Annotated in this window: 24 protein-coding genes and 1 tRNA gene; 15 read left to right on the top strand and 10 right to left on the bottom strand. The window is 63.9% G+C overall.

What is annotated here, in order from left to right; genetic code table 11:
* Nucleotides 1-2: 2 nt before the first annotated feature.
* Nucleotides 3-227 carry a DUF2188 domain-containing protein gene (locus D5041_RS20700; protein WP_265282778.1) on the bottom strand — a complete coding sequence of 75 codons (225 nt, stop codon included), beginning with the start codon at nt 225-227 and terminating at the stop codon, nt 3-5.
* A 274-nt stretch (nt 228-501) separates the two neighbouring features.
* On the opposite strand from D5041_RS20700, the gene D5041_RS20695 reads away from it, so the two are divergent.
* Together D5041_RS20695 and D5041_RS20690 are read left to right on the top strand one after the other, a co-directional pair.
* On the top strand, nt 502-888 hold the full coding sequence (locus D5041_RS20695; protein WP_265282779.1) for a helix-turn-helix domain-containing protein: 387 nt from the start codon (nt 502-504) through the stop codon (nt 886-888).
* Between the two features lie 2 nt (nt 889-890).
* Nucleotides 891-1,760, top strand: coding sequence for an ImmA/IrrE family metallo-endopeptidase (locus tag D5041_RS20690; RefSeq protein WP_265282780.1), 870 nt, complete (start codon nt 891-893; stop codon nt 1,758-1,760).
* A gap of 433 nt (nt 1,761-2,193) precedes the next feature.
* On the opposite strand, the gene D5041_RS20685 is transcribed toward D5041_RS20690, so the two are convergent.
* Together D5041_RS20685 and glmS are read right to left on the bottom strand one after the other, a co-directional pair.
* A complete protein-coding gene (locus D5041_RS20685; RefSeq protein ID WP_265285644.1) occupies nt 2,194-3,531 on the bottom strand; it encodes an IS4 family transposase in 1,338 nt (445 codons plus the stop codon).
* A gap of 106 nt (nt 3,532-3,637) precedes the next feature.
* Nucleotides 3,638-5,548 (bottom strand): glutamine--fructose-6-phosphate transaminase (isomerizing), encoded by a 1,911-nt coding sequence (gene glmS, locus D5041_RS20680; RefSeq protein ID WP_265285777.1) that lies wholly within the window; start codon nt 5,546-5,548, stop codon nt 3,638-3,640.
* Between the two features lie 124 nt (nt 5,549-5,672).
* On the opposite strand from glmS, the gene D5041_RS20675 reads away from it, so the two are divergent.
* Nucleotides 5,673-6,176: an Lrp/AsnC family transcriptional regulator gene (locus D5041_RS20675; protein ID WP_010104716.1), complete on the top strand. Its 504-nt coding sequence runs from the start codon at nt 5,673-5,675 to the stop codon at nt 6,174-6,176.
* A gap of 24 nt (nt 6,177-6,200) precedes the next feature.
* Here D5041_RS20675 and D5041_RS20670 read toward each other — a convergent pair whose 3' ends face one another.
* Together D5041_RS20670 and D5041_RS20665 are read right to left on the bottom strand one after the other, a co-directional pair.
* The gene (locus D5041_RS20670; protein ID WP_010104718.1) at nt 6,201-7,166 is read right to left on the bottom strand and encodes a LysR substrate-binding domain-containing protein; all 966 of its coding nucleotides are present in this window, start codon (nt 7,164-7,166) and stop codon (nt 6,201-6,203) included.
* A gap of 134 nt (nt 7,167-7,300) precedes the next feature.
* Nucleotides 7,301-8,761 carry an aminotransferase-like domain-containing protein gene (locus D5041_RS20665; RefSeq protein ID WP_265285643.1) on the bottom strand — a complete coding sequence of 487 codons (1,461 nt, stop codon included), beginning with the start codon at nt 8,759-8,761 and terminating at the stop codon, nt 7,301-7,303.
* 224 nt (nt 8,762-8,985) lie between these two features.
* On the opposite strand from D5041_RS20665, the gene D5041_RS20660 reads away from it, so the two are divergent.
* On the top strand, nt 8,986-9,843 hold the full coding sequence (locus D5041_RS20660) for a PhzF family protein (RefSeq protein ID WP_010101599.1): 858 nt from the start codon (nt 8,986-8,988) through the stop codon (nt 9,841-9,843).
* A gap of 142 nt (nt 9,844-9,985) precedes the next feature.
* On the opposite strand, the gene D5041_RS20655 is transcribed toward D5041_RS20660, so the two are convergent.
* The gene (locus D5041_RS20655) at nt 9,986-10,336 is read right to left on the bottom strand and encodes a hypothetical protein (RefSeq protein ID WP_138927799.1); all 351 of its coding nucleotides are present in this window, start codon (nt 10,334-10,336) and stop codon (nt 9,986-9,988) included.
* A gap of 647 nt (nt 10,337-10,983) precedes the next feature.
* A complete protein-coding gene (locus tag D5041_RS20650) occupies nt 10,984-11,589 on the bottom strand; it encodes a hypothetical protein (RefSeq protein WP_265259260.1) in 606 nt (201 codons plus the stop codon).
* Nucleotides 11,590-11,991: 402 nt separating this feature from the next.
* Here D5041_RS20650 and D5041_RS20645 point away from each other — a divergent pair, with 402 nt between their 5' ends.
* Nucleotides 11,992-13,284, top strand: coding sequence for a Y-family DNA polymerase (locus D5041_RS20645; RefSeq protein WP_407702325.1), 1,293 nt, complete (start codon nt 11,992-11,994; stop codon nt 13,282-13,284).
* Nucleotides 13,285-13,352: 68 nt separating this feature from the next.
* Here D5041_RS20645 and D5041_RS20640 read toward each other — a convergent pair.
* Nucleotides 13,353-13,442 (bottom strand) — tRNA-Ser (locus tag D5041_RS20640).
* Nucleotides 13,443-13,480: 38 nt separating this feature from the next.
* Nucleotides 13,481-14,800 carry a serine--tRNA ligase gene (gene serS / locus D5041_RS20635; protein ID WP_010106930.1) on the bottom strand — a complete coding sequence of 440 codons (1,320 nt, stop codon included), beginning with the start codon at nt 14,798-14,800 and terminating at the stop codon, nt 13,481-13,483.
* A 221-nt stretch (nt 14,801-15,021) separates the two neighbouring features.
* Between serS and D5041_RS20630 the strand changes: the two genes are divergently transcribed.
* From D5041_RS20630 to D5041_RS20585, 10 genes are all read left to right on the top strand, one after another.
* Nucleotides 15,022-15,957 (top strand): CAP domain-containing protein, encoded by a 936-nt coding sequence (locus tag D5041_RS20630; protein ID WP_265285642.1) that lies wholly within the window; start codon nt 15,022-15,024, stop codon nt 15,955-15,957.
* Between the two features lie 136 nt (nt 15,958-16,093).
* Complete coding sequence (locus D5041_RS20625; protein WP_265282785.1) at nt 16,094-17,089, top strand: CAP domain-containing protein; 996 nt, start codon at nt 16,094-16,096, stop codon at nt 17,087-17,089.
* A 172-nt stretch (nt 17,090-17,261) separates the two neighbouring features.
* On the top strand, nt 17,262-18,197 hold the full coding sequence (locus D5041_RS20620) for a CAP domain-containing protein (RefSeq protein WP_265285641.1): 936 nt from the start codon (nt 17,262-17,264) through the stop codon (nt 18,195-18,197).
* A gap of 139 nt (nt 18,198-18,336) precedes the next feature.
* Entirely contained in the window at nt 18,337-19,335 is a 999-nt protein-coding gene (locus tag D5041_RS20615) for a CAP domain-containing protein (protein ID WP_265259256.1), read from the top strand.
* 239 nt (nt 19,336-19,574) lie between these two features.
* Entirely contained in the window at nt 19,575-20,513 is a 939-nt protein-coding gene (locus tag D5041_RS20610; RefSeq protein ID WP_265259255.1) for a CAP domain-containing protein, read from the top strand.
* A gap of 186 nt (nt 20,514-20,699) precedes the next feature.
* Nucleotides 20,700-21,632 carry a CAP domain-containing protein gene (locus D5041_RS20605; protein ID WP_265285640.1) on the top strand — a complete coding sequence of 311 codons (933 nt, stop codon included), beginning with the start codon at nt 20,700-20,702 and terminating at the stop codon, nt 21,630-21,632.
* Between the two features lie 98 nt (nt 21,633-21,730).
* Nucleotides 21,731-22,666 (top strand): CAP domain-containing protein, encoded by a 936-nt coding sequence (locus D5041_RS20600; RefSeq protein WP_265285639.1) that lies wholly within the window; start codon nt 21,731-21,733, stop codon nt 22,664-22,666.
* A gap of 139 nt (nt 22,667-22,805) precedes the next feature.
* The gene (locus D5041_RS20595; RefSeq protein ID WP_010105292.1) at nt 22,806-23,741 is read left to right on the top strand and encodes a CAP domain-containing protein; all 936 of its coding nucleotides are present in this window, start codon (nt 22,806-22,808) and stop codon (nt 23,739-23,741) included.
* A gap of 178 nt (nt 23,742-23,919) precedes the next feature.
* Nucleotides 23,920-24,870: a CAP domain-containing protein gene (locus D5041_RS20590; protein WP_265285638.1), complete on the top strand. Its 951-nt coding sequence runs from the start codon at nt 23,920-23,922 to the stop codon at nt 24,868-24,870.
* Between the two features lie 109 nt (nt 24,871-24,979).
* Entirely contained in the window at nt 24,980-25,216 is a 237-nt protein-coding gene (locus D5041_RS20585) for a hypothetical protein (protein ID WP_010105290.1), read from the top strand.
* Between the two features lie 93 nt (nt 25,217-25,309).
* On the opposite strand, the gene D5041_RS20580 is transcribed toward D5041_RS20585, so the two are convergent.
* The gene (locus D5041_RS20580) at nt 25,310-26,545 is read right to left on the bottom strand and encodes an MFS transporter (protein WP_265285637.1); all 1,236 of its coding nucleotides are present in this window, start codon (nt 26,543-26,545) and stop codon (nt 25,310-25,312) included.
* Nucleotides 26,546-26,551: the final 6 nt, after the last annotated feature.

Here is a 26,551-nt window from a genome sequence, read left to right as displayed (position 1 = left end):
ACTCAGCCCTTCGGCGGGAAGGAGTCGTTGCCGTGGCTGTCCTTGTCACGGATGCGACCATCCGGACGGTGGATGATCAGCTCGGACTGCTGGTTGCGTGCGATGTCCCGCCCCGCGTCAATGGCCTGCTGCTGCGTGTCGTGCACGGAGGTTGCCCGCTCATTGCCGGCACCCTTGACGGCCCAACCGTCCTGGTGAGGAACTACATGCTGATTTTTGCCTGTCATAGTGAATTTCCTAAAGTTGAACCATCGAGACCCAGGCCAGCCGGCCGGGTTGCCAATGGCTACCCGCTGTAGCAAAATATGTTGCTCTTGCAGACAACGGGCGAGCCAAGCCAAATCAACCGAATGGAGTCTTGGAAACTATGTCTGTTGTCTGGCTAGACAACAATGTATCAGAATTGGTGCCAAGCTGCAAATGGGCTTGGCGTCACAGAACGCAACTTCTGCGAGGCCGGGCGCATAGCGACCTCTCTCGCAGCCGCAAGGAACACTACGGATGTCACAAACAGGCCTGGGCGTCGCCCTCAAGACGCTACGCGAGCGCAGAACCCTCTCATTGCGCGAAATCGGTCAACTCTCTTCGGTAGACCACGCCTATGTCCACCGCCTGGAGTCAGGCGAAAAGGCAAACCCGTCGCCGGATTTGGTCGAGAAGCTGCTGAGGGTTCTCAAACCGGTTGAAAGAGATGCTGCGCTGGTGATGTGGCTTGTTGACCATGCGGAGGCAGATCCCCGCCTTGTCGAATTCGTGCTGAACGATCCTTCCATCACCATCGACATTTTTTCGGCTGCAGCGGGGGTGAGGCATCGTGGAAATGTCAGGCCCGATCCCGCGACGCTGATCGCCCGGATACAGAGGGCATTCGAAGACGAGGACGACTGAACATGGATGAAGCGGATGTCAGGCAGAAAGCGCGCACCTTCGTTGCGAAGGTTGATGTGTCCGGCATTCGAGAAGATCTAACACCCTATGTGGTCGCAGCCAACGCCAAGGTCAAGAAAGATGAACTTGGCGAAGGCGAGTCCGGCTACACGATCACCAAACCGAATGGCAAGCACGTCATCACGGTGAATTCGCTTGAGACAGAAGAACGCCAGCGCTTCACCATCTGCCATGAGATCGCACATATCGTGCTGGCCCTGGAGTCGAGCCACGACGAGGTGCCGTCCTGGTCCTATGCGAAGCGGCATCCGAACGAAATCGCCTGCGACACCTTCGCCGCTGAATTGCTGATGCCATATCAGCAATGGCTGTCGCTTGTGCCCAAGGAAGAACCATCGCTGGAACTGATCCAGCGCATGGCAGACTTGTTCAACACATCATTCCCCGCCGCAGCGTCAAGGTTCGCGTCCCTCAGCGACATCCCGTGCGCCTTCGTCACCATGGAACGAGGTGCAGTGCGCTACGCGGCGCGATCCACCAGCTTGCGACAGGCTGGGGCCTGGATATCTCCCAGGTCTGTCATCCCTGTCGGCTCCGTGGCCTACCGCCTCCGTTCTACAGGCAGCAGTGCCGCCGACACGGATGAGGTTGCACAAGACATCTGGTTCGACAACTGGGAAAAGGGCCTCGACCTCTGGGAGCTCTCCAAGCATTACGCACGTACCGACACCACAACCTCGCTGCTGTGGTTCGATAGCGAAGATTTGCCTGAAGTCGAATTGAACCGCTTCGGTGTGCGTGTCGAAGACGATGGTGGTTTGGCTGAACTTACGGGGCAACTGCCTTGGCCCGGCCGGAGCAGGCGTCGTTAGCAAAACATGGCCAACGGCAACCCCGACCTACACAACCGCGTGGACCGCAGCTTTCGATCAAGGAATGGGGGCAGAGCTTGCTTACTTCTGCCTGGTGCCAGCTCACAAGTTCCCGCAGTAAGCATCACGTCTATCCATATGTGATGTTATGAGAATGCCGGACAATGCGAGCAACAATGTTTGGCAAGGATGGATCATGGAAGTTGTGCTTAGAAAGATGGGTAACAGCACTGCACTAGTGATGCCGCCCTCGGTCCTCCGCTCCTTACGCGTCGGCGCGGGGCGCAGCCTCATTCTTGACATTACGTCGGACGGTACGATCGTGCTGACGCCGAAGCAAAAATTCGTCTTGACCGAGATGATTGCGCAGTGCGATCTAAACGCACCAACACCAGCCGATATCGGTTCTTGGGACGGGCTTGGGCCCATTTCGTTATACACAGCTCCCCTGAGCCTGAAGCTCGCGACAGAACCTGATGCCAGCGGCAAAGTCAAGAATGCGCTGCATTCCCAGCCAGATGGTCTTGACTCCGGGCTCACCATCGCGCTTTCGCGCAAGAAAGCCCCCCAGTCTGGCAATCAGCCGCACTACCTCGTTGAGCGTGGGCGGCTCCTTGGGCAACTCTTGCTTGTTCAGGATGTATGCCGCTTTCCATTCGTCGGGCTCGAACATCAGTTGCGCATCCAGTTGCGGGCAGCTACGCCCCAGTCGCATCAGCCGGGCAATGCGCCAGGCCACCACCATGTACAGCACCACCGCGCGTTCTATCTTGCTGACACTGCCCAACTGCAAGGCTTCAATCCGGCAACCGTTCTTGAGCACATGAAAGAACATTTCGATCTCCCAGCGCGCCCGGTACCAGTCGATCATCCGCGCGGCTTGCTCCAGGGTCTCCACGGGCAAGTTCGTCAGCAATCTCCACTCGATGGGCTTTTCGCCATTCGCCAGCGGCTCCTCCCGGGCAACGATGCATGTGGCCTGCACAAACCCGCCGTGGCCATCGGGCAACTCCAGCGCTTGCGCCCACACTTGCTGTACCACTTCACGAGGGCGCGACCCCTGGCGCGAGGCAAGGGTGAAACGAATCTCTCCCTGCGAATCACCCGCCGTCACCCGGCTCCACAGTTTGTCGTCTTCTCCGAGAACTCGGTTGTGTTTGCTGCGCAGCAACCAGTCCACTGGCTCGCCCAAGTCACGTGCTCGCACCATCAGGGCCATGATGTCAGCCTCGCGGTCGGCCACGTAGACCAGTCGTGTATTGGGCAACTGCGGGGCCATCTCGGCCAGTCGTTCGTAGCCCTCTATCCAGCGCAGGCTTTCGCTGACGCCAGGACGGCTACCATCGCTCTGGCGCGGCTGTCGTGCCCACATCCACGCATCGAGCACACCCAGCGGCTCGCGCGAGGTGGAGATGGCGTACGTGGGGTGCAGGTACATGCCGCGCTGGGCCTCGTAGCTCAGTGGCCCCAACCCCTTGGCCTCTTGCCCATTGAAGTTCAGTTCGGTGGTGTCCTGGATGCACAAAACATGCTCGTGCGCCGCCATGCGGGCCACCGAGTTTTCGATGTGCGGCGCCAGGATGTCTTCCCACTGGACCTCCTCATTGCCAAAGAAGCGGTAGGCTCCGATGGTGTCGGCCCAATCGCCGCAGGCTTGGGGGATACTGGCCGTGGGCTTGGCGCTCAAGCTCTCGATCAGGTGGATCGCACGCTGTTTGCGTCTGGGGTCCCCCAGGTTCATGCTCTTGAATTCCGTGGCTACCCAGTTCATTGTGTGCTTTCGCTATGAAATAGGTAGCATAGCTTATGCTCGGGGGCTTGTGTATAAAGAGATGACTTTATTGGCAAGGAACAACTGACGCAGCACCCGCTGCGCATCACTCCACCGTCACGCTCTTGGCCAGGTTTCTGGGCTTGTCCACGTCGGTCCCGCGCGCGCAGGCGGTGTGATACGCGAGCAATTGCAGCGGCACCACGTGCAGCAGCGGGCTCAGGGCGCCGTAGTGCTCGGGCATGCGGATCACGTGGATGCCTTCGCTGCGCTCGATGCGCGTGTCGGCGTCGGCCAGCACGTACAGCACGCCGGCGCGCGCGCGCACCTCCTGCATATTGCTCTTGAGCTTTTCCAGGAGCGTGTCGTTGGGCGCCACCGTCACCACGGGCATGGCGCTCGTGACCAGCGCCAGAGGGCCGTGCTTGAGTTCGCCCGCAGGGTAGGCCTCGGCGTGGATGTAGCTGATTTCCTTGAGCTTGAGCGCCCCTTCGAGGGCAATCGGGTAGTGCAGACCGCGGCCCAGGAAGAGCGCGTTCTCCATGCGTGCAAAGTCCTCGGCCCAGGCGATGAGCTGGGGCTCGAGCGCGAGCACGGCCTGCAGGGCCACGGGCAGGTGGCGCATGGCCCGAAGGTGCGCGGCCTCCTGCGCGCTGCTGAGCCGGCCCTTGGACTGCGCCAACGCCAGGGTCAGCAAGAAAAGGCCCGCCAGCTGCGTGCTGAAGGCCTTGGTGCTGGCCACGCCGATCTCGACCCCGGCGCGGGTGACGTAGGCCAGCTGGCATTCGCGCACCATGGCGCTGTTGGCTGCGTTGCAGATGCTCAGCGTGTGCTGCATGCCCAGGCCTTGCGCGTGGCGCAGGGCCGCGAGCGTGTCCGCCGTTTCGCCCGACTGGCTGATGGCGACGACGAGCGTGCGCGGGTTGGGCACGCTGGCGCGGTAGCGGTACTCGCTGGCGACTTCCACCTGGGTCGGAATGCGCGCGATTTCCTCCAACCAGTGCTTCGCGGTGCAGCCGCTGTAGTAGCTGCTGCCGCAGGCCAGGATGAGCACGCTGTCGATCTCCTGGAACACGCGCCAGGCGGCGACGCCGGGCCGGCCTGCGCCGTCGAATAGCTCGGGAACGATTCCCGCCACGCCTTCGAGCGTGTCGGCAAGCGCGCGCGGCTGCTCGAAGATCTCCTTTTGCATGTAGTGGCGGTACGCGCCGAGTTCGGCCGCGCCGCTGTGCGCTGGCAGCGTGTGCACCGGGCGCCGGTCGGGCGGGAGGGGTTCGGAGCCGCCGTCCGGCCTGCGACCCACGATCCAGTAGCGGCCCAGTTGCAGGTCTGCCAGATCGCCTTCTTCCAGGTACACGATCTGCTCGGTGACGCCCGCCAGGGCCAGGGCGTCGCTGGCCAGAAAATGCTCGGAGCCGTCCCGCCCCACGCCCAGGACCAGCGGCGAGCCGGCACGCGCGCCGACCACGCGCCGGGGTTCGTCGCGGTGCAGCACGGCGATGGCGTAAGCGCCGCGCAACTGGGTCACGGCGGCCTGCACGGCTTCGAACAGGTCGCCGCCGTAGTGGCTGTCGATCAGGTGCGCGATGACCTCGGTGTCGGTCTGGCTGGCAAACGCATAGCCGCGGGCCTGCAGGGCCGCGCGCAGTTCTTCGTGGTTTTCGATGATGCCGTTGTGCACCAGGGCCACGCGGCCCGCGGCTGCGGCGTCGCGGCCCGCGCCATGGCTGAAGTGGGGGTGCGCGTTGTGCACCGCAGGCGCACCGTGCGTGGCCCAGCGCGTGTGGGCGATTCCGGTGGCGCCCTGTATGTGCCCGGCCTGCACCTGGTCCAGCAATTCGGCCACGCGCGCCGTGCTGCGCGCGCGCTGCAGGCCGGCCGGCTGCGTCGCGTCCAGGCTGCCGGCGTGCACGGCGACGCCGCAGGAGTCATAGCCCCGGTACTCCAGCCGTTGCAGGCCCTGGACGAGGATGGGAACGATGTTGCGCGTGGAGACCGCGCCGACGATGCCGCACATGCTGTTTTGCCCCGGGTTGAAAACGAGGGTCCGATGGTAGGCGTCGAACAAGGAAATATTTGATTGATATTTTCCTGTTTTTGAATTTGAATTTCGTTATTGAAGCAATGTGAAATCCAAGTTCATGAAAATACAGAAATCGAAATCCATCAGCCTGGACCGGATCGACCTGCAACTGCTCGATCTGCTGCAAACCGACGCGGCGCAGAGCCAGCAGTCGCTGGCGCAGCAGGTGCACGTGTCGCCGCCCACCTGCCTGCGCCGCGTCCAGCGCCTGCAGGCGGCGGGACTGATCGAGCGCCAGGTGGCCATCCTTGAGCCCGAGCGGCTTGCGGCCATCCAGGGCCACGGCCTGGCGTGCATCGTCGAGGTCTCGCTCGAGCGCCAGGGCGCCGAGTCGCTGGACGCCTTTGAAGCCCGCGCCGTGGCCGACGCCGCGGTGCAGCAGTGCTGGCGCGTGTCGCCGGGTCCGGACTTTGTTCTCGTGCTCCACGTGCGTGACATGCCCGGCTATCTGTCGCTGGCGCAGCGGCTGTTCACGGGCGATGCGAACGTGCGCAACGTCAGGGCCTTCTTCGCGACGCGCAGGGCAAAATTCTCGACCAGGGTGCCGTTGCTGCACGCATGAGCGGTGCCGGCGCCGGCGCCCGACTCAGGGTAATGGCGTCACCCCGGGCAGTCCGCAGGCATGGATGGCCTTGCGCAGGGTGGCGATGGCCTCGTGGCGCGGGAAGCTGCGGCGCCAGACCAGCACCACGCGGCGCATCGGCGGGGTGCCGCCATCTTGCTCACGGATGGGCAGGTAGCGCACGGGGGACTCGGCGCCCTGGCTGCGGGGCAGGGCGCCGGGCAGCGCGGCGCACGGCACCGACAGGCGCGGCACCAGCGTCACCCCCATGCCGGCGGCGACCATGTGCTTGATGGTCTCCAGCGACGAGCCTTCAAACGACTTGCGGATGCCTTCGGCATTGCTGGAGAACCGCGCGAATTCGGGACAGACCGCGAGCACATGGTCACGAAAGCAATGGCCCGCGCCGAGCAGCAGCATGGTCTCGCTCTTGAGTTCGGCGGCGCTCACGGACTGCCTGCGCGCAAACGCGTGCGTGGCCGGAACGGCCGCCAGGAAGGGCTCGTCGTACAGCGGCGCAATGGCCAGGCCCGCGTCGGGGAAGGGCTGGGCCAGGATGGCGCAATCGATCTCGCCGGTGCGCAGCATCTCCAGCAGCTTGCTGGTGTAGTTCTCCTGCAGCATGAGCGGCATTTGCGGGGTGCGCGCAATCGACTCGCGCACCAGGTCGGGCAGCAGGTAGGGGCCGATGGTGTAGATCACGCCCAGCGTGAGCGGCCCGGCCAGCGGGTCCTTGCCGCGCTTGGCGATTTCCTTGATCGCTGCGGCCTGCTCCAGCACGCTCTGCGCCTGGCGCACGATCTCTTCGCCCAGCGGCGTCACCGAGACCTCGCCCGCGCTGCGTTCAAAGAGCTTCACGTCGAGCTCCGCCTCAAGCTTCTTGACGGCCACCGACAGCGTGGGTTGCGACACGCAGCAAGCGTCGGCGGCATGGCCGAAATGCTTTTCCCGGGCCACGGCGACGATGTACTTGAGTTCGGTGAGGGTCATGCACGACTCCTTGTGTCTTCGGGATGGACTTTCCAAGTGACTACAGCGGCGTCAAGCACATCGATCGGTTGGGGACGCAGGCAGTGTATCGGGGTGCCATGGGGGATTGCTCCTGCATCCGGTTTGTCCGCGGGTCAGCGCAGCCGGTCCTGCTCCGCCCGCAGGCGCTCGAAGACGCGCCAGAACGCCGCGTCCTGCGTGGTCGCAAAGTTGATGCGCATCAGCGGGCCCGGCTTGCGCTCGGCGTGGAACAGCGCGCCGGGCGCGAGCAAGTAGCCCTCGTCGAGCATGCGCTGCGACAGCGCGTCGGTGTCCACCCCCGTGTCCACCCAGCCAAACAGCCCCGCGGGCTCGGCCGCGAAGCGGCAACCCGCCGCCAGCGCCAGTTTCACGCTGCGTGCACGCGCTGCATCAAGCCGTGTGCGGATGCGCTCGGCATGGCGGCGCAGCTGCCCCTGCTCCATGCACAGCGCCAGCGCTTTCTCCAGCAGGGCGGGCGTGGTCAGGGTGGTCAGCAGCTTGGTATCGAGCAGCGGCTCGAGCAGCGCGGGCGGCGCGGCCAGGAAGCCGACGCGCCAGTTGGGCGCGAGGATCTTGGCAAAGCCGCTCACGTAGATCGTGCGCTGCAAGCCGTCGAGCGCCGCCAGGCGGATCGCATGCTCGGGGGCGATGTGGCTGTAGCTGTCGTCCTCGACCACATGAAAGCCGTGCGCGTCGGCCAGCTGCAGCACGCGGTGCGCGCTGCCGGGCGCCAGGCAATGGCCCGTGGGGTTGTGCAGCACGCTCACGCTCACGTAGAGCTTGGGCCGGTGCACCTCGCAGTACCGGGCCATGACCGCCAGATCGGGGCCGTCCGCGCGGCGCGGCACGGGCAGGATGCGCATGCCCAAGGCGGCCAGGCGCGCAAACTCCACGGCCCAGCCGGGCTCCTCGACCATGACCGGGTCGCCGGGCCGCAGCAGGGTGCGGCTCACGATGTCGAGCGCGTGGGTGGCGCCGACGGTGGTGATGATGTGCTCGGGCGTGGTGTGCACACCGAACGCGTCCAGCCGCTTGGCCAGTTGGCGGCGCAGGCCGGCGTCCCCCAGGGGCTCGCCGTACTGCAAGGAAAAATCCTGCAGCGCGCGCGCATTCGCCACCTTGCGCACCGCGGCGGGCATGAACGCGGACTCCAGCCATTGCGACGGAAACACGCCCATCCCGGGCTGGGGCTGGTCGTTGATCTTGTGGAACATCCCGCGGATCAGCGCCGTGGCATTCACGGGCGCGACGCCCCGGGCACCGCGCCCCACGGCGTCTGTCGCCAGGCGCTGGCCCGCCGGCGCCGGGTCCGTGGCGCCGGCATCGGCGTCCGCCGCCGCACGGCCGCCTTCGCGCACAAAAAAGCCCCGGTTCTTGCGCGCCTGCACCAGCCCCTGGGCCAGCAACTGGTCGTAGGCCGCGACCACGGTGGACGGACTCACCCCGTTTTGCTGCGCGCACTGGCGCACCGAGGGCAGGCGCGCGCCGGGCGCCAGCAGGCGGTTGCGGATGCGCTCGGAAATTCGCGCCGACAACTGCTCGGTCAGCGACTGGGTGGGCGATCTCGTCAGCATGCAAGGGGCTCCCGAACGCAGCGGTTTGTACCGCCATGGCCAGCAATACAGATGCGCCACTGCACTTTGCAACTGTATTTATGGTGTATTGGCGGACGAGCCTACATTCAAGGCCTGCGCCGCACAAGCCCCGTCCTGCCATGGGCTCCGCGGTCGAGCAGATCACCCCCGGCATTGCGGTCCGCCATTCGCGAGGTCCGCTGAAGAACCACGGAGCCCCAGCCATGCACCCACGCCCCTTCAGACAGGTTGACGTCTTTACCAGCGTGCCCTACCGCGGCAACCCCCTGGCCGTGGTGCTCGACGGCACCGACCTTGCCACGCAGGCCATGCAGGACTTCACCCACTGGACCAACCTGTCCGAGGCCGCCTTCGTTTTGCCGCCCACACCCCAGGGACGGGCAGCCGGTGCGGATTACCGCCTGCGCATCTTCTGCCCCGGCCGCGAATTGCCCTTTGCCGGCCACCCCACGCTGGGCAGTTGCCATGCCTGGCTCGAAGCCGGCGGCCGCCCCCAACGGGCAGACAAGGTGCTGCAGGAATGCGGCGTGGGTCTGGTGGCACTGCGCCGGGACGGCGAGCGCCTGGCCTTTGCCGCTCCGGCGCTGATCCGCAACGACCCCCTGGACGAGGCCGACGTGGCACGGATCGTCCGTGGCCTGGGCGTGGAGCGCAGCGACATCCTGCACCACGCCTGGTGCGCCAACGGCCCCCACTGGCGCGGCCTCATGCTGCGCTCGGCGCAGCAGGTGCTGGCGCTCAGACCCGACAGCGCCCTCCTGGCGGGGCTGGACCTGGGTGTGGTCGGTGCCATGGATGGCAGCGATTCCCGGGGCATTGCCTTTGAAGTGCGCGCCTTCTTCACCGGCAACAACGGATTGATCGAAGACCCGGTCACCGGCAGCCTCAACGCCGCGCTGGCCCAGTGGCTGATTGGCGCCGGCCTGGCCCCCGCACAGTACGTCGCGAGTCAGGGCAGTTGCCTGGGCCGCGCCGGGCGGGTGCACGTGCGGCGCGACGGCGCGGATATCTGGGTCGGTGGCAGCACGGTGACCTGCGTGACGGGCGAGGTGCTGCTGTGACGGGGCGGCGCCGTTGCGCAAACCCATCTCGTTAACGAAATGGCATAACCCCCGGAGTGCATGACGCGCTGGCGTTTGCTCCGAGGACCGCCCCGGTCCCAACTTCTACGGCGAGCGCGGATGGAAGGGACGCCAACCCAGTTCACAGAACAAATTCATCACTATCAACGACAGCAGTACCTTTTACGGAGCTCACAGATACGACATAAGTACCTTTCGACAAATCACAGCCGTATATGGTAATTGGGTTTTTAAGCCAGTCATTATTCTTTGATTCAACTATCGGAGTGGTTTTTTTGTCGTACATGACCTGAATTGCAACCAGCTGATCGTACAAAGAACTGAATGCGTCGAGGTCTGCATTGAATGTAATTACAAACTTGACGTATTCTTGTTTTTCGGAATCAAACGTTCCAATCAACTTGCCATACTTTTGGCTTGCTTCCTCCTCTGTACCGTACGTCAAATCGACTTTTATGTCTATGGTATTCATGTTTTTCACCTCATTTGCTGGTTGGGATTTTGCGGAATGGACTTGGTTTGCGCTGCATCCGGCCAGCCGGACTGCCTTGGGGATGCTGTGGCCGACCGCACGGCCACGAAGCGCTCACGAATTTTAACGCATTTTACATTTTTGGGGTTCCTGCAGGCCGTCCGTGTCACCATGCAGCGCCTGGGGCTGGCCATGGTGGCCGCGCGCATCGTCTCGCTCAACGGGCCACCACGCGGCAGTGGCACTCTAGCACCTTGGCCGGAGACTTCGGCGTGCCAAGCCTTGTCCAACGAGGTATGAGTCTGAAGGAACCCCGCATTTCCAACGATGTATGAGTCTGAAGGGGCGGTTGCAGGCCCCGAGCGAGGGTGGGTTGATCATCAGGAAATGGTGGTCAGCATGGACGAGACGCGGCTCACGACGATCGCGCAAATTGAACAGTTTTTGGCCGCCAGCGCGGTGGTGCAATTCACCCCCAGCCAGGACGATGAGGAGCACGGTGACTTGCGTGACGGGCGAGGTGCTGCTGTGACGGGGCGTCGTCGTTGCATAAACCCCGGAGCGCATGACGCGCTGGCGTTTGCTCCGAAGACCGCCCCGGTCCCAACTTCTACGGCGAGCGCGAATGGAAGGGACGCCAACCCAGTTTACAGATCAAATTGATCACTGTTAACGACAAGAGTACCTTGTACGACGCTCACAGATACGATGTAAGTATGTTTCGGCATCTCAAAGTTTTCTATGGTAACTGGGGTTTTAAGCCACTCACCATGCTGTGATGTAACGATCGGAGAAGTCAAAGAGTTGTACATGACATGAATTTTAACCAGCTGATCGGCCAAGGGAGTAAATGCGGGGAGGTCTGGATTGAATGTAATTGCGTACTTGATGTATTGTTGTTGTTCGGGATCATACGTTGCAACCAGCGTGCCATACACTTGGATTTCTCCTTTACCTGCATCGTACGTCAAATCGACTGTTACGTTTATTGTCTTCACGTTTTTCATATTTTTCACTTTATTTGCTGGTTGGGATTTTTCGGAGCGGACTTCACACTTGGTTTGCGCTGCATCCGGCCAGCCGGACTGCCTTGGGGATGCTGTGGCCGACCGCACGGCCACGAAGCGCTCACGGACTATAACACATTTTACATTTGGAATCCATGAGACCGTCCGTGTCGCCATGCAGCGCCTGGGGCTGGCGTCCGTGCTCGCTCGTGCGCCCAGCCGCGAGCGTGACTTGGTGCTGGCCATGGTGGCCGCGCGCATCGTCTCGCCCGACACCCTCCTCCAGCGACTTCGAGGGCCACGGCTGCCCGTTGGCCCAGCGGGGCACAGCCGCGACGGCAAGCGCGGTACGTTGCAGGGGGATACGGCCTGCTCACCGATGTCCGTGGCGGCCCGGTGGCCGTCTCGGTGTTCGATGGCAACACCGCCGATAGCCTGCGCTGCTTGCCGGCGGTGCAGCAGGTGCGTCAGCGCTTTGGCCTCGATCAGGTGCTCATGCTCGGCGACCGGGGCATGATCTCCAGCAAGGCGATTTCCGGGATGCGCAGCGACGACGGCATCGCGTGGATCACGGCCCTCGAGATGGGTCACCCGGGTGTGCTGGTGCTTACGCGCAGCGGCGGCGCGCGCGCTTCGCAGTTGCGCACAATGGCGGCCGTGACCGTGACCGTGGCTGCGCCAGACCCCTCTGCCGACCCTTGTGCACCCGAGCGCCCCGGCGGGTCGTTGCGCCGCATCGCGCATCTCGACATGGATGCCTTCTTTGCCTCCGTCGAACTGCTGCGCTACCCGCAGCTCAAGGGCCTGCCGGTGGTGATTGGTGGCAGGCGCCGCGAGGGCGACGCGCTTTTGCCGCAAGGCCCCGATGGTGCAGGTCCGAGCAGCGTCCCGGTGGCGGACTTTGCGCGGCTCAGGGACTATGTGGGCCGGGGCGTGATCACCACGGCCACCTACGCCGCGCGGCAGTTTGGTGTGGGCTCGGCCATGGGCATGATGAAGGCGGCCCGGCTGTGTCCCCAGGCCATCGTGCTGCCCGTGGATGCGGACGAGGTGCGCAGGTATTCGCGCCTCTTCAAGAGCACCATCACCGAAATCGCGCCAGTGATGCAGGACCGGGGCGTGGACGAGGTGTACATCGACTTCACCGAGGTACCCGGCGGTCAGCGCGAGGGCGGGCGTGTGCTGGCGCGGTTGATCCAGAAAAGCATTTTTGACAGGACGGGGCTGACTTGCTCCATCGGCGTGGCGCCCAATCGGCTGCTGGCCAAGATGGCCAGCGAGTTCGACAAGCCCAACGGCGTCTCCATCGTCTACGCGCAGGATCTGCAAAGCAGGATCTGGCCGCTCGACGTGCGCAAGATCAGTGGCATCGGCCCCAAGGCGGGCGCGAAGCTGGCGGCGCTGGGCGTGCACACCATTGGCGAGCTCGCGGCGCAAGACCCGCAGTGGCTGGTGGAGCGCTTTGGCAAGTCGATCGGGGCCTGGATGCACCGCGCGGCCTGGGGCCAGGACGACAGCCCCGTGGTGACCACGAGCGAGCCCGTGAGCATGAGCCGCGAGACCACGTTCGAGCGCGACCTGCACGCCGTGCACGACAAGGCCGAATTGGGCCGGATTTTCACCGACCTGTGCATGCGCCTCGCGCAGGACCTGCAACGCAAAGGCTACGTGGCCCGCACCATCGGCGTGAAGCTGCGCTACGACGACTTCAGGACCGCCACGCGCGAGCAGACGGCCTGCAACTACACGGCGGACGGCGCGACCATTCGCCAACTGGCCGGGCAATGCCTCAGGCGGGTGCCGCTGGACAGGCGCCTGCGTTTGCTGGGCGTGCGCGCCGGCACGCTGGTACGGCGCGGCGAGGAGCCGGGGCCCAGCGCACGGACATATGGACAGGGGCGGGACGCGCAAGACGCCATGGGGACGGGGCAGCTGTTTTGAGCGCGTCGGCGGCTGCGGTGGGTGCTTCGACGGTCGATGCCATGCAACGACGCCGGGGCTTTCCGAAATGGCGGAGAGGGTGGGATTCGAACCCACGGTAGTGTTGCCACTACGCCTGATTTCGAGTCAGGTACATTCGACCACTCTGCCACCTCTCCTGTGCGCCGAAGCCTGCGATCTTAGCAGGATTCCATGGCTATTCCGGTGCAAGCACCGACGTTCCGCCCATGTAGGGGCGCAGCACCTGCGGCAGTTCCACGCTGCCGTCCGCGCGTTGGTGGTTTTCCAGCACGGCAGCGAGGGTGCGGCCCACGGCCAGTCCCGAGCCGTTGAGGGTGTGCACGAGTTCGTTCTTGCCCTGCGCGGTTTTGAAGCGGGCTTGCAGGCGGCGGGCCTGGAAGTCCTCGCAGTTGCTCACCGAGCTGATCTCGCGGTAGCCGTTCTGCGCGGGCAGCCACACTTCCAGGTCGTAGGTTTTGGCGGCGCCAAAGCCGATGTCGCCAGTGCACAGGCTCATCACGCGGTAGGGCAGGTTCAGCGCTTGCAAAACGCGCTCGGCGTGGCGGGTCATTTCCTCAAGGGCTGCGTAGCTTTTTTCGGGGTGCACGATCTGCACCATCTCGACCTTGTCGAACTGGTGCAGGCGGATCATGCCGCGGGTGTCGCGGCCGTGGCTGCCGGCTTCGGAGCGAAAGCAGGGCGTGTGCGCCGTGAGCTTGATGGGCAGCTGCGCCTGCGACAGCACCACGTCGCGCACGAAGTTGGTCAGCGGTACCTCGCTGGTGGGGATGAGGTATAGCGCCGCGTTGTCGGGTGCAGGCTCTGCGTCCTGGCCGCCCTTTTTGGCTGTGAACAAATCGCCTTCGAACTTGGGCAGTTGGCCGGTGCCCCTGAGCGATTCAGCGTTCACGGCGTAGGGAACGTAGCACTCGGTGTAGCCGTGCTCGCCGGTCTGCAGGTCGAGCATGAACTGGGCAAGGGCCCGGTGCAGGCGTGCGATCCCGCCGCGCAGCACCGTGAAGCGCGTGCCCGAGAGCTTCACGCCCATCTCGGAGTCCAGGCCCAGCGGGGTGCCCACGTCGACGTGGTCCTTGACCGCGAAGTCAAAACGGGCGGGGGCGCCCCAGCGGCGCAGTTCCACGTTGCCGGATGCGTCGGCGCCCACGGGCACGCTGTCGTGCGGCAGGTTGGGAACCGCCATGAGCATGGCCCCGAGCTCGGACTGGATTTTCTCCAGGCGCGTGGCCGATCGCTCCAGTTCCGCCTTGGACGCGGCCACTTGGTCCTTCGCGGCCTGCGCACCGGCGCTGTCGCCCTGGCCCATCTGCAGGCCGATCTGCCGGGAGAGCTGGTTGCGCTGCGATTGCAGTTCCTGCGTGCGGGTCTGTAGCGTCTTGCGCTCGGATTCCAGGACCTGGAACGCTTCCACGTTCAGGAAGGACTGGGGGTTTTGGCGGGTTTCCAGGCGCGCGATGGCGCTGTCGAGGTCCTTGCGGAGAAGCTGAATGTCAAGCATGGCGCGATTCTAGGTCCCGCCCAAAGGGATGGACAGCGGACGCGCGCAGCGTGCCCGGGCGCCGCCGGCGCAGCGTTCCCGCCCCGAGTGGTGCGCAGCTGCGGCGATGACGGATGCCTGCCCCGGACGAAAAAGTAATCAATTGCCTTGCGAAAGAATGGCTTGGCATGGGGGAGATGCCCCATTAAGTTTGGCGGGTAACTCAATCGATAGAAAGAAGCATGAAACCAAAAAACGAATGGTTGACCGTTCTGGTGGCCGGCGTGACCCTGACCGCCTGCGGTGGGGCGTGGGGAGATGGGGGCGACACGCTGACACCGGCAGCAAGCACCATCGTCACCCGCGTTCCTGCCGCCACGTACGCAGCCAACAGCAGCGAAGCCCTGGTTTACGAGACGCTGAACGCCGAGCGGCTCCAGTGCGGTTTCGGACTGCTGGCGCAAAACGCCAGACTCGACCAAGCCGCCATTGCGCATCTGAACTACTTGGCACAAAACAATGCAGTGGGGCACTTCCAGGAACCCGGCAAGGCAAGGTTCACGGGCGTTTATCTGGATGATCGCGTCGCTGCGTCCGGCTACGACCGCGAGCAGGTGGGCGAGACGGTATCGACCGTGCCGCCCACCGAGAACGCCGAATACGCGGTGCGGTTCATCCTGAGCGCTCCCTACCACGCCCTGGTCGCGCTCCATGGGCTGCGTGACATCGGTCTGGCTCTGGGGCCAAGCACCGTGGGGACCCAGACGCTGGAGATGGTCTTCGGCCTGGCCAAGGACTCCGTGCACCAGGACGCCGGCAAGGTTCTGACCTACCCATGCGAGGGAAGCGCCGGTGTTTTCGCGGCCAGAGGCGCGGAGGTGCCGACACCGTTCCCCGCAGAAGCCGATGCCATCTGGGGCCAGCCCATCCTGGTCAAGGGCGCGAGCGACCTGAGGGTTGCTGCGGCATCGATCACGGGTCCTGGCGGGCCGGTCGTGATCAAGGCGCTCTACGGGGATGGCCAAGCGACCGATCCCAACGTGTGGTGCACAGCAGGAGCGGCCTGCGTCATCCCCGCTGCGCTGCGCGCCAACACCACCTACACCGCCACGGTGTCCGGCACGAATGCGGGTGCAGGGTTCACGTCCACGTTCCGCTTTCGCACGGGTGCCAAGTAGTGCGGTATGGACGGGGGTCCTGGCTGAAGCCATCGCGCGGATTGGCAACGCTGCCATGGATGCCAAGGCGCGGTTCCATGGGAGACAAAAAGTCGCCGGCCGCGTCAGTTTTGCGAGTTACTCAACGGAAGAAACCATGAAATCAAAAAACGAATTGCTGGCCGTTCTGGTGGCCGGCGTGGCCCTGACCGCCTGCGGTGGGGCGTGGGGACAGCACAGCAGCGTCCATCGAAGCGATGATGGCGTGACCCTGACCGTCTACGGTGAAGCGTGGGGAGATGGGGGCGACATGCCGGAACCGGCCGCAAACGCCATCGTCACCAGCGTTCCTGCCGCCACATATGAAGCCACCAGCGGCGAAGCCCTGGCTTACGAGATGCTGAATACCGAGCGGCTCCAGTGCGGCTTCGGATTGCTGGCGCAAGACATCAGGCTCGACCAAGCCGCCATGGGGCATCTGGACTACTTGGCGCAAAACAATGCAGTGGGTCATTTCCAGAGACCCGGCAATGCAAGGTTCACGGGCATTAACCCGGGGAATCGGGCCACTGCGGCCGGCTACGACCACAGGCAGGTGGGCGGGGCGCTGTTGTCCGTGCCGTTCGTCGAGAACGTCGAATACGCGGTGCGGTCCGTCCTGAGTGCTCCCCAAGCCCTGGTCGCGCTCCATGGGTTCCGTGACGTCGGTCTGGCTTGGGGGCCAACCGCAGTGGGCCGGACGCTGGAGATGGTCTTCGGCTTGGCCGAGGGCGCCGTGCACCAGGACGCGGGCGAGGTTCTGACCTACCCATGCGAGGGAAGCGCTGGCGTTTTGGCGTCCACAGGCGAAGAGGTGTCGGCACCGTTCCTCGCAGAAGCCGATGCCATCTGGGGCCAGCCCATCCTGGTCAAGGGCGCGAGCGACCTGAGGGTTGCTGCGGCATCGATCACGGGCCCTGGCGGGTTGGTCGCGATCAAGGCGCTTTACGGGGATGGCCAAACGACCGATCCCAACGGGCAGTGCAAGGCCGCAGTGGCCTGCGTCATCCCCGTTGCGCTGGCCACCAACACCACTTACACCGCCACGGTGTCCGGCACGAATGCGGGTGCATGGTTCATGTCCATATTCAGCTTTCGCACGGGCGCCAGGTAGTGCGGTATGGACTGGAATCCTGGCTGAAGCCATCGCGCGGATTGGAACGCTGCCATGGGTGCAAGGGCGCGGTTCCATGGGAGACATCAGCGCATGGCCCCCATGCACTGCAATCCGTGCAGAAAAAGCCGCCGGCCGCGCCAGTCTTGCGGGCCACTCAACGGAAAGAACCATGAAACCAAAAAACGAATTGCTGGCCACTCTGGTGGCCGGCGTGGCCCTGACCGCCTGCGGTGGGGCGTGGGGAGATGGGGGCGACATGCTGGCACCGACAGCAAGCACCATCGTCACCAGCGTTCCTGCCGCCACATACGTGGCCAACAGCAGCGAAGCCCTGGCTTACGAGACGCTGAACGCCGAGCGGCTCCAGTGCGGCTTCGGACTGCTGGCGCAAGACATCAGGCTCGACCAAGCCGCCATTGGGCATCTGAACTACTTGGCAAAAAACAATGTCATCGGTCATTTCCAGAAACCCGGCAATGCAGGGTTCACGGGCGCTGAACTGGGTGATCGCGCCGCTGCGGCCGGCTACGACCGCAAGCATGTGGGCGAGACGCTGTCGACCGTGCCATTCACCGAAGACGCCGATTACGCGGTGCGGCTCATCCTGAGCGCTCCCTACCACGCCCTGGTCGCGCTCTATGGGCTCCGGGACGTCGGCCTGTCCTGGGGGTCAACCGCAGTGGGCATCCGGACGCTGGAGATGGTCTTCGGCTTGCCCGAGAACATCGCGTGGCAGAACGCCGGCAAGGTTCTGACCTACCCATGCGAGGGAAGCGCCGGCGTTTTGGCGTCCAGAGGTGGGGAGGTGCCGACACCGTTCCCCGCAGAAGCCAATGCAGTCTGGGGCCAGCCCATCCTGGTCAATGGCGCGGGCGACCTGAGGGTTGCCGCGGCATCGATCACGGGTCCCGGCGGGTCGGTCGCGATCAAGGCGTTCTATGGGGATGAGCAAACGACCGATCCCAACGCGTGGTGCAGGGCAGGGCTGGCCTGCATCATCCCCGTTGCGCTGGCCACCAACACCACTTACATCGCCACGGTGTCCGGCACGAATGCGGGTGCAGAGTTCAGGTCCACGTTCAGCTTTCGTACAGGCGCCAAGTAGTGCGGTATGGACCGGGATAAGGGCTGAAGCCATCGCGCGGATTGGCAACGCTGCCATGGATGCAAGGGCGCGGTTCCATGGGAGACAAAAAGCCGCCGGCCGTGCCAGTTTTGCGCGTCACTCAACGAAAGAAAGAACCATGAAACAAAAAAACGAATTGCTGGCCGTTCTGGTAGCCGGCGTGGCCCTGACCGCCTGCGGTGGAGCGTGGGGACAGCACAGCAGCGTCCATCGAAGCGATGATGGCGGCGTGATCCTGACCGTCTACGGTGAAGCGTGGGGAGATGGGGGCGACACGCCGGCACCGGCCGCAAGCGCCATCGTCACCAGCGTTCCTGCCGCCACATACGAAGCCACCAGCAGCGAAGCCCTGGCGTACGAGATGCTGAACGCCGAGCGGTCCCAGTGCGGCTTCGGACTGCTGGCGCAAGACATCAGGCTCGACCAAGCCGCCATGGGGCATCTGGACTACTTGGCGCAAAACAATGCAGTGGGTCACTTCCAGAAACCCGGCAATGCAAGGTTCACGGGCGTTAACCCGGGGAATCGGGCCACTGCGGCCGGCTACGACCACAGGCAGGTGGGCGAGACGTTGTTGCCCGTGCCGTTCACCGAGAACGTCGAATACGCGGTGCGGTCCATCCTGAGTGCTCCCCACACCCTGGTCGCACTTCATGGGCTCCGTGACGTCGGCCTGGCTTGGGGGCCAACCGCAGTGGGCCGGACGCTGGAGATGGTCTTCGGCTTGGCTGAGAACGCCGTGCACCAGGACGCGGGCAAGGTTCTGACCTACCCCTGCGAGGGAAGCGCCGGCGTTTTGGCGTCCACAGGCGAAGAGGTGCCGACACCGTTCCTCGCAGAAGCCGATGCCATCTGGGGACAGCCCATCCTGGTCAAGGGCGCGAGCGACCTGAGGGTTGCTGCGGCATCGATCACGGGCCCTGGCGGGGCGGTCACGATCAAGGCGCTCTACGGGGATGAGCAAACGACCGATCCCAACGGGCGGTGCAAGGCCGGAGTGGCCTGCATCATCCCCGTTGCGCTGGCCACCAACACCACTTACACCGCCACGGTGTCCGGCACGAATGCGGGCGCAGGGTTCATGTCCACGTTCAGCTTTCGCACGGGCGCCAGGTAGTGCGGTATGGACCGGGATCCTGGCTGAAGCCATCGCGCGGATTGGCATCAGCGCATGACCCCCATGCACTGAAATCCGTGCAGAAAAAGCCGCCGGCCGCGCAAGTTTTGCGCGTCACTCAACGAAAGAAAGAACCATGAAACCAAAAAGCGCATGACCCCCATGCATTGAAATCCGTGCAGAAAAAGCTGCCGGCCGCGCAAGTTTTGCGCGTCACTCAACGAAAGAAAGAAAGAACCATGAAACCAAAAAATGAATTGCTGGCCGCTCTGGTGGCCGGTGTGACCCTGACCGCCTGCGGTGGAGCGTGGGGAAATGGGGGCGACACGCTGGCACCGGCAGCAAGCGCGATCGTCACCAGCGTTCCTGCCGCCACATATGAAGCCACCAGCGGCGAAGCCCTGGCTTACGAGACGCTGAACGCCGAGCGGTCCCGGTGCGGCTTCGGACTGCTGGCGCAAGACATCCGGCTCGACCAAGCCGCCCTTGGGCATTTGGACTACTTGGTGCAAAACAATGCAGTGGATGACGAATTCCAGAGACCCGGCAATGCAAGGTTCACGGGCGTTAACTCGGGGAATCGCGCCGTTGCGGCCGGCTACGACCACAGGCAGGTGGGCGAGACGCTATTGACCGTGCCGTTCTACGAGAACGCTGAATACGCGGTGCGGTTCATCCTGGGCTCTCCCTACTACGGCCTGGTCGCGCTCCATGGGCTCCGGGACGTCGGCCTGGCTTGGGGGCCAACCGCAGTGGGTCGGACGTTGGAGATGGTCTTCGGCTTGGCCGAGAACACCGAGTTCCAGGACGCTGGCAAGGTTCTGACCTACCCATGCGAGGGAAGCGCCGGCGTTATGGCGTCCACAGGCGGCGAAGATTTGCTGATATCGCTCTTTACAGGACCCGTTGTCGTCTGGGGCCAGCCCATCCTGGTCAAGGGCGCGAGCGACCTGAGGGTCGCTGCGGCATCGATCACGGGTCCTGGCGGGCCGGTCGCGATCAAGGCGATCTACGGAGATGGCCAAACGACCGATCCCGAGGGGGAGTGCAAGGCCGGAGTGGCCTGCGCCATCCCCGTTGCGCTGGCCACCAACACCACTTACACCGCCACGGTGTCCGGCACGAATGCGGGTGCAGAGTTCACGTCCACGTTCAGCTTTCGCACGGGCGCCCAGTAGTGCGGTATGGACGGGGATCCGGGCTGAAGCCATCGCGCGGATTGGCAACGCTGCCATGGATGCACGGGCGCGGTTTCACGGAGACATCAGCGCATGGTCCCATGCACTGCAATCCGTGCAGAAAAAGCCGCCGGCCGCGCAAGTTTTGCGCGTCACTCAACGAAAGAAAGAAAGAAAGAAAGAACCATGAAACCAAAAAATGAATTGCTGGCCGCTCTGGTGGCCGGTGTGACCCTGACCGCCTGCGGTGGAGCGTGGGGAAATGGGGGCGACACGCTGGCACCGGCAGCAAGCGCGATCGTCACCAGCGTTCCTGCCGCCACATATGAAGCCACCAGCGGCGAAGCCCTGGCTTACGAGACGCTGAACGCCGAGCGGTCCCGGTGCGGCTTCGGACTGCTGGCGCAAGACATCAGGCTCGACCAAGCCGCCCTTGGGCATTTGGACTACTTGGTGCAAAACAATGCAGTGGATGACTTCCAGAGACCCGGCAATGCAAGGTTCACGGGCGTTAACTCGGGGAATCGCGCCGTTGCGGCCGGCTACGACCACAGGCAGGTGGGCGAGACGCTATTGACCGTGCCGTTCTACGAGAACGCCGAATACGCGGTGCGGTTCATCCTGAGTTCTCCCCACGCCCTGGTCGCGCTCCATGGGCTCCGTGACGTCGGCCTGGCTTGGGGGCCAACCGCAGTGGGCCGGACGTTGGAGATGGTCTTCGGCTTGGCCGAGAACGCCGAGTTCCAGGATGCTGGCAAGGTTCTGACCTACCCATGCGAGGGAAGCGCCGGCGTTTTGGCGGCCACAGGCCGCGAAGATTTGCTGATATCGCTCTTTACAGGACCCGATGTCATCTGGGGCCAGCCCATCCTGGTCAAGGGCGCGAGCGACCTGAGGGTCGCTGCGGCATCGATCACGGGTCCTGGCGGGCCGGTCGCGATCAAGGCGATCTACGGAGATGGCCAAACGACCGATCCCGAGGGGGAGTGCAAGGCCGGAGTGGCCTGCGCCATCCCCGTTGCGCTGGCCACCAACACCACTTACACCGCCACGGTGTCCGGCACGAATGCGGGTGCAGAGTTCACGTCCACGTTCAGCTTTCGCACGGGCGCCAGGTAGTGCGGTATGGACGGGGATCCGGGCTGAAGCCATCGCGCGGATTGGCAACGCTGCCATGGATGCACGCCAGTTTTGCGCGTCACGCAACGGAAAGAACCATGAAACCAAAAAACGAATTGCTGGCCGTTCTGCTGGCCGGCGCGGCCCTGACCGTCTGCGGTGGGGCGTGGGGAGATGGGGGCGACACGCGGGCACCGGCGGCAAGCGCGATCGTCACCCGCGTTCCTGCCGCCACGTATGAAGCCACCAGCGGCGAAGCCCTGGCTTACGAGACGCTGAACGCCGAGCGGTCCCGGTGCGGCTTCGGACTGCTGGCGCAAGACATCAGACTCGACCAAGCCGCCATTGCGCATCTGGACTACTTGGCGCAAAACAATGCAGTGGGTCATTTCCAGAAACCCGGCAAGGCAGGGTTCACGGGCGTTGAACCGGGTGATCGCGCCGTTGCGGCCGGCTACGACCGCAAGCAGGTGGGCGAGACGCTGTCGATCGTGTCGTCCACCGAGAACACCGAATACGCGGTGCGGCTCATTTTGAGCGCCCCCTACCACGCCCTGGTCGCGCTCTATGGGCTCCGTGACGTCGGCCTGTCCTGGGGGCCAGCCGCGGAGGGAATCCGGACGCTGGAGATGGTCTTCGGCTTGTCCGAGAACGCCGTGCGCCAGGACGCCGGCAGGGTTCTGACCTACCCATGCGAGGGAAGCGCCGGCGTTTTGGCGGCCAGGGGCAATGAGATGCCGACACCGTTCCCCGCAGAAGCCAATGCAATCTGGGGCCAGCCTATCCTGGTCAAGGGCGCGAGCGACCTGAGGGTTGCTGCGGCATCGATCACGGGTCCTGGCGGGTCGGTCCCGATCAAGGCGTTCTACGGGGATGGTCAAACGATCGATCCCAACGCGTGGTGCAGGGCAGGACTGGCCTGCATCATCCCCGTTGCGCTGGCCACCGACACGGCGTACATCGCCACGGTGTCCGGCACGAATGCGGGTGCAGGGTTCAGGTCCACGTTCCGCTTTCGCACAGGCGCCAGGTAGTGCGGTATGGACCGGGATCCTGGCTGAAGCCATCGCGCGGATTGGCATCAGCGCATGGCCTCCATGCACTGAAATCCGTGCAGAAAAAGCCGCTGGCCGCGCCAGTTTTGCGGCTCACTCAACGGAAGAAGAAAGAACCATGAAACCAAAAAACGAATTGCTGGCCACTCTGGTGGCCGGCGTGACCCTGATCGTCTGCGGTGGAGCGTGGGGAGAGGGGGGCGACACGCTGGCACCGGCGGCAAGCGCGATCGTCACCAGCGTTCCTGCCGCCACATATGCAGCCAGCAGCAGCGAAGCCTTGGCGTACGAGACGCTGAACGCCGAGCGGTCCCGGTGCGGCTTCGGACTGCTGGCGCAAAACGCCAGGCTCGACCAAGCCGCCACTGCGCATCTGAACTACTCAGCACAAAACAATGTAGTTGATCACCTCCAGGAACCCGGCAAGACAGGGTTCACGGGCGGTGACCCGGCCGATCGCGTTGCTGCGGTCGGCTACGACCGCAGGCAGGTGGGCGAGACGATGTCGTCCGTGTCGTTCACCGAGAACGCCGAATACGCGGTGCGGCGCACCCTGAGTGCTCCCTACCACGCCCTGGTCGCGCTCCATGGGTTCCATGACGTCGGCCTGGCTTGGGGGCCAACCGCAGATGGCTTCCGGACGTTGGTGATGGTCTTCGGCTTGACCAGGAACGCCGAGCACCAGGACGCCGGCAAGATTCTGACCTACCCATGCGAGGGAAGCGCCGGCGTTTTCGCGGCCAGAGGCGCAGAGATGCCGACACCGTTCCCCGCAGAAGCCGATGCCATCTGGGGCCAGCCCATCCTGGTCAAGGGCGCGAGCGACCTGAGGCTTGCTGCGGCATCGATCACGGGTCCCGGCGGGTCGGTCGCGATCAAGGCGCTCTACGGGGACGGCCAAACGACCGATCCCAATGGGCGGTGCAAGGCCGCAGTGGCCTGCGTCATCCCCGTTGCGCTGGCCACCAACACCACTTACACCGCCACGGTGTCCGGCACGAATGCGGGTGCAGCGTTCACGTCCACGTTCAGCTTTCGCACGGGCGCCAAGTAGGGCGGTATGGACCGGGATCAGGGCTGAAGTGAAGCCATCGCGCGGATTGGCAACGCTGCCATGGATGCAAGGGTGCGGTTCCACGGAAGACTTCAGCACATGACCCCCATGCACTGAAGTCCGTGCAGAAAAAGCCGCCGGCCGCGCAAGTTTTTCGGGTAACTCAAGAGAAAGAATCATGAAACAAAAAAACGAACTGCTGACCGTTCTGCTAGCCAGCATGACCCTGACCGTCTGCGGTGGGGCGTGGGGAGATGGTGGCGACACGCTGGCACCGGTCGCAAGCGCGATCGTCACCAGCGTTCCTGCTGCCACATATGAAGCCACCAGCAGCGAAGCCCTGGCTTACGAGACGCTGAACGCCGAGCGACTCCAGTGCGGTTTCGGACTGCTGGCGCAAAACGCCAGGCTCGACCAAGCCGCCACTGCGCATCTGAACTACTTGGAAAAAAACAAGGTGATTGCTCACCTTCAGAAACCCGGCATGGCAGGGTTCACGGGCGTTCGACCGAGTGATCGCGCCGCTGTGGCCGGCTACGACCCCAGGCGGGTGAGTGAGACGATGGCGACCGCGTGGTTCACCGAGGACGCCGAATATGCGGTGCGGCGCATCCTGAGCGCTCCCTACCACCTTCTGGTCGCGCTCCATGGGCTCCGTGACGTCGGCGTGGCTTTGGGGCCAACCATCGTGGGCTTTCGGACCTTGGTGATGCTCTTCGGCCTGACCAAGAGTGCCGAGCACCAAGACGCCGAGTCCCAGGACGCCGGCAAGGTTCTCACCTACCCATGCGAGGGAAGCACCGGCGTTTTGGCGTCTATAGGCGAAGAGGCGCCGACACCGTTCCCGGAAGAAGCCGATGCAGTCTGGGGTCAGCCTATCCTGGTCAAGGGCGCGAGCGACCTGAGGGTTGCTGCGGTATGGATCACGGGCCATGGCGGGTCGGTCGCAATCAAGGCGCTCTACGGGGATGGCCAAACGACCGATCCCAACGGGCAGTGCAAGGAAGGAGTGGCCTGCATCATCCCCGCTGCGCTGGTCCCCGACACCTCCTACATCGCCACGGTGACGGGCAAGAATGCGGGTGCAAGGTTCAGGTCCACGTTCGGCTTTCGCACGGGCGCCAGGTAGTAAGAAACAAAAAAAACGAAGCGTAGCCACCCTTACCAGCGGCAACATGGCGGAAAATCGAGGGTCTGAAACGTCCCCGAATCGAGAACTGCAACCCTTGGAGGAAGCCATGAGCCGCGACAACGACACCGTGCCACCGACGGCCGAAACAGCCAACGCCAGTGCCATCGCCAGCGCCCTGGGCGCACTGGTATTTGCCACCGTGCGACAACTGCCAACGCAGAGCCAAACAGCCTTTGCCACTGACTTGGCGCGCCTGGCAAGGAACGCGGAGCGCCAGGGCCAGACACCGGAAGAAGCCCTGTTGCTGAACCTGTATCGCGTGGCAGTGGCTGCGGCCAAATGACCCAAGCCAACGGACCAACCGCCCAAGACCATGGGCGGCGGTACGGCCATTCGCCCGCACGCGAACAAAAGGATCGCGCCCTGTCCGGGTGAACTACGACCCCTGCGCCTTCCCCGACTTCAGCCTTCCGACATACGCAATGGACGCGACCAGCAGCCCGACCAGCGTCACGCCCATCGAAACGGACGACACCAGGACGAGCAGCCCCGCGAGGCCCCCCGAGAGCGCCTCACCCGTGTTGGCCAAGGTCGAAAAGAGGCTGAAGTTCTTGCCCAGATTGGCGTCCGTTGACAACTGGTGAATATTCGTCGGCAGCACCACGTCCACAAAGGCACCGACGCTGCCGAGCACAAAACAGCCCATGAGGATGGCGGCCACATGGGCGACGCAGACGGGCAACACCGAAAGAACCAGGCCGTACAGCAGCCAGTAAAACATCAGGCGCGGCGTACTGAAATCGCGCGCGACCCGAATGAACGCGGCAGCCCCGACGATCGCCCCGAACGCCGTGAGGCTCATGGCATAGCCAACAACACTGTCAGAGTACGCATTGTTCTTGAGCATCGCGGGGATCAGAATGCGCAGTGCTGCCCCCACGAGAAAAATGCACACCGACGAGTATGCAATCGCCATGAACAGTTGCGGCTTGCGCAGCAGGCCCCTGATGTTCTGGCCGAACTCTCCATACAAACGGCGCAACGTGGGTTTCCCGCCTTCCCCGGAGGTTTTCCCGGCAGGGATGCTGACCCGCCATACGCACAACGCCGAAACAAGGTAGGCGAGGGCATCGAAAATGAGCACCTCTCCCGGACTACCCAGCGCCAGCGCAGCCGCGCCCATGGCCGGCCCCACGAGCCCGCCGGTCTCCGCCACCATCTGCGTGAGGGCATTCGCCGTGGGCAAATGGTCGACTCGAACGAGCGAAGGGATCGCTGCCTGGAATGCGGGCTGAAAAATCGTCCGAAAGACCGTCATCAACATGCCTGTGAGGGCAAGCGACAGCACGCCTGCCGAATCGGAAACAAGCAGTGCGCACAGGACGCCGGTAATGCACATCCGTGCGAGGTCAGCCACCAACATCAGCGCCCTGCGGCTCAATCTGTCAGCCAGGGCCCCGCCAAGAGGTCCGAAAATCAGGTACGGTAGAAACCGGAAAAAATAGACGATTCCCGCATGGGTCACGCGGTTGTCGGTCACCTTCAGCACGGTGATGATGAAGATGAATTCGTGGACGCCGTCACCGATCCTGGACAGGAGATTGCCTCCGAGCAATACCGGGAACGATCGCTCGTGCCAAAGGGAATTTCTGCGGTGTTGCCGTTGTTGCATGAGCCA

It is taken from the genome of Verminephrobacter aporrectodeae subsp. tuberculatae (assembly GCF_026127385.1).
GTDB classification, from domain to species: domain Bacteria; phylum Pseudomonadota; class Gammaproteobacteria; order Burkholderiales; family Burkholderiaceae_C; genus Acidovorax; species Acidovorax aporrectodeae.
Note: the sequence above shows the minus strand (reverse complement) of the source record. Positions and strands in the feature narration are given on the sequence as shown.